The sequence below is a fragment of the Streptomyces griseicoloratus genome (genome assembly GCF_014534645.1).
Classification (GTDB): domain Bacteria; phylum Actinomycetota; class Actinomycetes; order Streptomycetales; family Streptomycetaceae; genus Streptomyces; species Streptomyces griseicoloratus.
In genome coordinates, this window is record NZ_JACVQF010000111.1 from 23,005 (window position 1) to 30,355 (window position 7,351).

General features: G+C 67.0%; 3 protein-coding genes and 1 pseudogene. 2 read left to right on the forward strand and 2 right to left on the reverse strand.

Annotation, left to right across the window (positions count from 1 at the left end; genetic code table 11):
• The first annotated feature begins 323 nt into the window (after positions 1-323).
• Positions 324-1,174: pseudogene (locus H0H10_RS03330) on the forward strand (DUF5655 domain-containing protein).
• 241 nt (positions 1,175-1,415) lie between these two features.
• Positions 1,416-4,154: a helix-turn-helix transcriptional regulator gene (locus H0H10_RS03335; protein WP_188179269.1), complete on the forward strand. Its 2,739-nt coding sequence runs from the start codon at positions 1,416-1,418 to the stop codon at positions 4,152-4,154.
• A 75-nt stretch (positions 4,155-4,229) separates the two neighbouring features.
• On the opposite strand, the gene H0H10_RS03340 is transcribed toward H0H10_RS03335, so the two are convergent.
• Positions 4,230-5,213: an alpha/beta hydrolase gene (locus H0H10_RS03340; RefSeq protein WP_188179270.1), complete on the reverse strand. Its 984-nt coding sequence runs from the start codon at positions 5,211-5,213 to the stop codon at positions 4,230-4,232.
• Positions 5,214-5,453: 240 nt separating this feature from the next.
• Positions 5,454-6,251 (reverse strand): helix-turn-helix domain-containing protein, encoded by a 798-nt coding sequence (locus tag H0H10_RS03345; RefSeq protein WP_188179271.1) that lies wholly within the window; start codon positions 6,249-6,251, stop codon positions 5,454-5,456.
• Positions 6,252-7,351: the final 1,100 nt, after the last annotated feature.

Below are 7,351 nucleotides of genomic sequence, written 5' to 3' on the forward strand. Positions count from 1 at the left end.
CTACTCCGGGCAGCAGGTGAAGTCGTCCAAAAGAGCCGTGGTCAAGGCGGTTGGGATGACGGTTCGGGGCCGCGGAAGAGATCGTGCTTCGGTTGGAGGAGCTGTTGTTCCCGTCGATCGCCGTCGTTGTGGTGCCGTCGGTAGACGTGAACACCGGGCGTTTATGGGGCCTATGGGACCTGGCCGTTCGAGTGACCGGTGGGACGTTGGTATCTTCCCGTGCTCTCGAGAGTGCTTCTCACCCATCTTCACACCCTCGAAGCCTCTTGCGGAACATCCCTGTACCTCGTCGGTGTTGGTGATCTCCGAGCCGAGGAGGGAAAGTGTCGGGCCTGAAGCTGTTCCGCATGGACACAGCGAATAGCGGCATGGCCGAGGTCATGTCGCGTCTTGCTGAGATCGAGGCCGGTGTGCAGAGTCTCGTCGAGGCGCATATGGAGACGCTGCTGGGCGTCCGGTTCCTGGCGAGCGAGTACAGCACGGGGCCGGTCCACGGTGGTCGGATCGACTCGCTCGGGCTGGACGAGAACGGCTCGCCGGTCATTGTCGAGTACAAGCGCGGCACGGATGCCGGTGTTATCGACCAGGGCCTGTTCTACCTGGCCTGGTTGATGGACCACCGGGCGGAGTTCGAGCACCTGGTCCGCGACCGGCTCGGGGTGACGGCCGCGTCCCAGGTCCTGTGGAGCGGCCCGCGCCTGATCTGTATCGCCGGTGACTTCACCCGCTACGACGTGCATGCGGTGCGCGAGCACCGGAGATCGATCGACCTGGTCCGCTACCGACTCTTCGGCATTCAGGTGGCCCGTCGGGCGCGGCGCCGAGCGGTTGCCCGGGCGGCGTCCGACGTCCAGGGCGCGTCGATGGTGGAGTTGGCAGGCGCGGTCGACTAGGCCCTGCTCGGGCTCGGGGACGGCGTGAACCGGGTTGAGCCAAGACCTACTGGGCGTATCAGCGGCTGCGGAACTTCGCCTGCCTGTGCCCGCCGCCGCGCAGCAAGCTGTTGGTCTACCTGAAGGTCGGCCCGAAGGACGTCGACCTTGTTCCGGGCTTCACCCGGGATATGTCCGGTCTCGGTCACCATGGGACGGGTGATCTGGAGGTGCAGCTCCGTACGCCGAGGGACGTGGAGCGGGCACGGGACCTGTTCCGGGCAAGCTACGCCGCGGCGTGATCGCCTACCGCTGTCGGCTCGAGTCGCTCAGCATCACGTTCTCCGGACAGGCCACCAGCCGGACCTCATCGCACGGGGCCAGCACTCGAAGCCCCTACCCTGACCTGGGATTATGCTATTTTGTAGCCATTAGTTAGGGCTCGTTCTCGCTCCGCGAAGGCGGGCCTGAGCGGGGCCAGGGTGGTTCAATCGTCCGCGCCCGAGTCGCGGACGGTCTCGCAGGGCGACTTTGGATGGGAACATGTTGTACGGGCGTGACGACGAGCTGCGGTTCCTGTCCGATTTCCTCTCCCGCTGTTTCGACGGCGCAGGGGGCGCCATACTGCTGCGGGGCGAGGCCGGCATCGGGAAGACCGCCTTCCTCGGCGCCGCGCGGGAAGCCGCCGTCGCAGGCGGCGGTCGCGTCCTGTCGGCAGTCGGCGTGCAATCCGAGGCTTCCGTTCCCTACGCAGGCCTCCACCAGCTGCTCAACCCGGTCCTGCTCGACCATGCTCCGTCTCTGTTGCCGACCCAGCGGCAGGCTCTGTTCGCCGCCTTCGGCATGAACGACGGCACCGCGCCCCAGATGTTCTCCGTCGGGCTGGCCGCCCTGGAGCTGATCAGCAGCCTCGCAGACGACACGCCCGTTCTCCTGCTGATAGATGACGCACAGTGGGTCGACCGGCCGAGCAGTGAGGTGCTCGCCTTCGTTGCGCGACGTCTCGAGGGGGACCGGGCCGCCCTGCTCATGGCCGTGCGTGAGGGTCACGAGACGGTACTGGACGACGCTGGCATGACCGAATTGCAGCTCCACCAGCTGGACGACGACGCGGCGGCGGCACTGCTTCAGGCCCGTACGCCGGACCTCGATCAGTCCGTCCGCCGACGGATCCTGGGAGAGGCCGCTGGCAACCCGCTGGCACTGGTCGAACTGCCGACGGCGTTGCGGGGGGACGGAAGCATCCAGTCATCGCCGCTGGCTTGGCTGCCGACCACCCGCCGCCTGGAGCGGTCCTTCCTTTCACGCGCCTCGGAACTTCCCGACCTCACCCAGACCGTTCTGCTGATCGCCGCCGCCGACGATAACGGCGACCTCGCCGAAATCCTCGAAGCCGCGTCGATCGTGACCGGCACGGGCCTCTCGGTCGATTCCCTGGAACCTGCTGTTGCGTCGGGGCTGCTCCAGATCCGTGGGCACCATGTGCACTTCCGGCACCCTCTGGTCCGCTCAGCCGTCTACCACGCCGCCAGCACCTCCGCGCGGCTGAGCGCACACGCCGCACTGGCGAAGGCACTGGCCGGGCACCACGAACGCAGGGCCTGGCATCGTGCGGCCGCCACTCCTGGGCAGGACGACGACGTAGCGCTCGATCTCGAACAAGCCGCCCTCAGGGCACTGACCCGAGGTGCCCCGCGCGCCGCGGCCGAGGCACTGCGGCAGGCAGCTCTCCGCAGTTGTCCTCAGACGCACAAGGGCCGGCTCCTGCTGCGCTCGGCAGAGATCAACTTCGAGCTCGGCGAGGTCACCATGGCGCGTCAGCAGCTGACCGAGGCAAGATCTGCCGAACTTCAGCCTGCAGAAAGGCTTCGCCTCACCCTGTGGACCGAGGCTCTCAACGAGGAGAGCTGGTTCAGTCCTGAGCGGGTACGGGCCTTCGCCGACGTTGCGGACCAGTTGGCCGCTGCCGAGGCCGAGGGTGCCGCTCTCGCGCTCAAGGCGCTGTGGCCTCTGTCTATCGGATGCTGGTACGGCAACCCTACGGAGGAGACCCGTGGTCTCTTCGTCAAGGCGGCCCGGCGGCTGCAGCGGCACGACAGCGAGCCGATGGCCCTCTCCGTCGCCGCCTGCGCCGACCCCGTCGGGGAAGCGGCCTGGGTCATTGACAGGACAGCCGGGATCGCTCCAGGCGTGGTGAACGACCCTGCCGAGCAACATGCGTTGGGTGCTTCGCTCACCGCGATATGGGGATTCGACCTGTCCTGGCCCTACTTGAGTGCCGCCATCGACGGCCTGCGGCAGCAGGGACGCCTGGGGCTGCTCGGCGAGGCCCTGGCGTCCCAGGCGTGGGCGGCCATCCCCCTCGGCAAGCACCGTCTGGCGCGAGCCGCAGCAGACGAGTCCCGGCGCTTGTCCCGAGACACCGGCCGGCCACGCTGGGCATACGTTTCCGATCTGGCCCTCGCCACACTGGAGAGTGAGCGTGGCGAGTTCGACAAGGCGGACGAGCTCCTCCGGACGACCGAGGCGGAACTGCTCTCCGTAGGAGCACAGTCGATCCTCGGTTTCGCCCAGGTCGCCAGGGGACGCTACGCCATGGTCAAGAAGCAGTACAACGACGCCTATGAGCAGCTGGCGCGAGTACTGGATCCGGGCGATCTCACCTATCACCCCTTCGTGGGGTACTGGGGCATCGCGGACCTCATCGAGGCTGCGGTCCGTACCGACCGCCTCGACGAAGCGAGAGACCATCACGCACAGCTCAGCGTGTTGGCCGAGAAGACAACCGCCCCGTTCCTGAGGGCCATGGCCACCTGCACACATCCCTTGATCGTCGCCGACGATCAGGCGGAGCACCTCTACCGGCAGGCCCTTGACGACAGACTGCTCGTCAACTGGCCTCTCCACCGGGCACAGCTGCTGCTGGCCTACGGGCGGTGGCTGCGCCGCCAACGCCGCATTCTGGAGGCCCGACGACCATTGCGGGCCGCTGTGGAGAACTTCGACGCTCTGGGCGTCACAGCGTTCGCCCAGGACGCACGGTCCGAGTTGCGCGCAGCGGGCGAAGCCGTCCGCAGGCCGGCACCGTCCTCCGCTGACAGCCTCACCCCACAGGAACTGCAGATCGCGAGAATGACGGCGACCGGCATGACCAACCGCGAGATCGGAACCCGTCTGTTCATCTCGCACAGGACCGTGGGCCAGCACCTGCGCCGTATCTTCCAGAAGCTCGACATCACCTCCCGTGGGCAGCTTCACCTGACCGACCTCGGCGGCGAATAGTCCCGCCGCTCCTCAGCTGGTGGCAGCTCAGGGGCGTTCCGGGGCAGCGTGGGGTCACGTCCGCCCAGACGCGGATCAGTGGTCCCGCCCCGCGCCGTAAAGAGCGGCACGCAGAGTGTCGGCGGCCAGCGTGATGGCTGTCTCGGCCGCATGAGTCTCGCGAAGGGCGTCAAGCATCACGAAGTCGTGGATGACGCCCGTGAATCGCACGGCGACGACGGGAACACCGGCCTTGCGCAGCTTGCCTGCGTAGGCCTCGCCCTCGTCGCGCAGGACATCGGCTTCGGCGGTGATGATCAGGGCCGGGGGCAGCCCGGTGAGCTGTTCCGTGGCGGCGCGCAGGGGGGAGGCTGTGATCTGGGCGCGCTCGGCTCCGTCGGTGGTGTATTGGTCCCAGAACCACTGCATGCCGTCACGACGCAGGAAGTAGCCGGTGGCGAACTGGTGGTAGGAGCCGGTGTCGAAGGAGGCGTCGGTGACCGGGTAGAAAAGCAGTTGATGCACCAGAGGGACGTCTCGGCGCTCGTTGGCCATCAGCGTCAGCGCGATGGCCATGTTGCCGCCGACCGAGTCGCCGGCGACAGCGATCCGTGTGCCATCCAGTCCCTTCGTCGCGCCTTGCTGGACGACCCACTGGGCGACCGTGTAGTTCTGCTCGATGGCGACCGGATAGCGGACCTCGGGTGAGAGGGAGTACTCGGGGAAGACCACGGCCGCCTCGACGCCGACGGCCAGTTCACGTACCAGGCGGTCGTGTGTGTGGGCATTGCCGAAAACCCATCCCGCACCGTGAATGTAGAGGATCACGGGGAGAGGGTTCTCGGCGCAGGTGGGCTTCACGATCCGCGCGCGGACGCTGCCCGTCGGCCCCCCGGGCACGGTGATCCACTCCTCGTCGATCACGGGCTTGGCGATCTTGCTGTTCTGTACCTCGTCAACAGCTCTGCGCCCCTCCGCTGGAGGCAGGTCGAACAGGTAGGGCGGATCGGCCGTGGCTTCTGCGAAAGCGGCTGCCGCCGGTTCGAGCACCGGCTGGACCGGCTCGACGGCACCAGGCATGCGGGTTCTCCCTTGATGAATGTGAACTGCCGGCCGTTCCGGCAATGCGGCGCCGGACACCAGAAGGGCGTCAGGAGGCACTTCTCGCCACGCTATGCCGCCGGGCACAGGGCACTTGCCCAGGAGTGCACACAGTTGTTCTCACAGTGCAAAGATGCCTGTCGGACCCTGCTGACACGATCCGGGTCAGCAGGAATGACCACGCTCTCCTGCTTCCATGACATTCCGTGGGTGCGCAGGTCAGGGGGACGACAGAGCCTGCCACTGGCTGGGAGTCAGGCCGTATGCGGCTCGGAAGGTGCGGCTGAAGTGCGCCGGGCTGACGAAACCCCAGCGGTGCGCCACTGCCGCAACCGTGATTCGCCGGTTCGGCGTCCGGCTGAGTTCATGCCTGCAGGAGTCCAGCCGGCGCTGCAGCACCCACTGACTCACCGTGGTGCCGCCGTACTGGAAAAGCTTGTGCAGGTAGCGAACGGAGATGTGGTTGGCACGTGCGATCGATTGTGGTGAGAGATCCGGATCCGCGAGGTGTTTCTCGATGTAGTTCCGGACCCGTGCAAGCATCTCGCCACGTGCCTGCGTCACCCGCAAAGTGCCCCCTTGCGGCTCCGCATGGAGAATTTCCATGACGAGGACGACGAGGAGGTCCACGGCGGTGCGGGTGAGCTGGTGGATGACCTTCGGCCCATGGCCCTCCACGCCGGCAGCCAGCGCGACCAAGAAGTCCGACACCAGCGCGCCCAAGCCCTCACTGCCTCGTACGGTCATTCCCGTGACGCGGTCCCAGTCCGCTTCCGACAGGGCCAGATAGCGGCGGGGCAAGCGGAAGAAGGTCACCTGGCAATCTTCGGAGAATCGCGGGGATCGCTGCTGGCCTGGATCGCAGAAGACGAGGTCGCCGGCCCGCAGGGGAACCTCGTCCCCGTCCCGGGTGATCAGCACTGAGTCGGCCGCCGCCAGGGCCAGGGAGAAGAATTCTTCGTCCCTGAGGGTGGGCAGGGGAGAGACGGTGTGGATCCGCCCGGACAGCGTGGTCATGGAATATCTCCGCTCGTTCGCAACCGCAGCCCTGACGGCTTACCAATCCACCGATCATTGAGGTGGTCATGCCATCCTCTTGGGCAAGCCCCTTCACGAACCGGGGGACAGTGGGCACGGGCCTGCGGTAATTCCCAGGGTCAGGTCAAGCCGCCACAGGCAGCCTCATGCCCTTCACTGTGGCAGGCGACCGATCCCCCGGGCATGCGTCACTTGACCGTCGATATGACTACGCATGGCCCTCCGGCCTCCGCGAACCTGCTGGCCGGAGCCCCGGGACCGGCCAACCGACCCTGCCGAGCCGTCGCCGGAGGACGGTCGCCCCCTCGTCGCTGTCACCGTCTTCTGTGAGGGGCGCCGCCGTCTCGGGCCCCCGGTGAGTCGTGGGCGCTCCGGGATGACGCGCCTCCTGATTCCAGCCGCCCGACCAAGTCGGTCCCCTCGATCGCCCCGACCGTCGTCGCGCCGGCCAGGTCGATCGAGCGGCGCGCGGTGGCGGCTGAGTGCCGCCGCAGCACGTGGCCCGGCGCTCGCGCACGCGACGTTACGGGGTCGTGGTAGCCCGGAACGCTGTCGCTGTTGCTCGACCCGGCCGGGCAAAAGCGGCTGTCGGCTATCGGCGGTCCGTATCCCAAGGGGGCCGTAAGGAGTCGTCCTCGTCTTCTGTTCTGCAGCACGCGGATGGGGAATGCCGGCGCGACGTCCACAGACGGCGTGCGGTGATCTTCGTCGTACAGACACCAGCGGCAGTCACGGTTCGCGACATCGGGGGGAGACAAAGCGCGTCGACGAAGCGGCCACACACAGGGTGTCCTGACGGCTGCAGCTGGTCTGTCGGCCGCGATCAGCGGAGCTTTTTGGCGACACTGTGTAATCGTGGTCCAGGCCCATTGGGCATACGAGAGGGCCCCGCGAAGCAGGTAGGGCAGCACCGAGTCAGCACGTCACCAATCCGTGCTGGTTCCGTGCTGACTTCGAGGGCCGGAATCACGGAACATCGCGGGTTTCAGCCCCGATCGAATGAGTTGTCGTACCATTCGATGGTGGTGCCGATGAGGGACGCGGCGACGATGCGCTTGAGGTTGTTCGGCGTCGGTGGA

Excerpts from the sequence above, each read along its gene's own strand:
- H0H10_RS03335 (WP_188179269.1), top strand. The coding sequence starts at position 1,416 with ATGTTGTACGGGCGTGACGACGAGCTGCGGTTCCTGTCCGATTTCCTC.
- H0H10_RS03340 (WP_188179270.1), bottom strand. The coding sequence starts at position 5,213 with ATGCCTGGTGCCGTCGAGCCGGTCCAGCCGGTGCTCGAACCGGCGGCA.
- H0H10_RS03345 (WP_188179271.1), bottom strand. The coding sequence starts at position 6,251 with ATGACCACGCTGTCCGGGCGGATCCACACCGTCTCTCCCCTGCCCACC.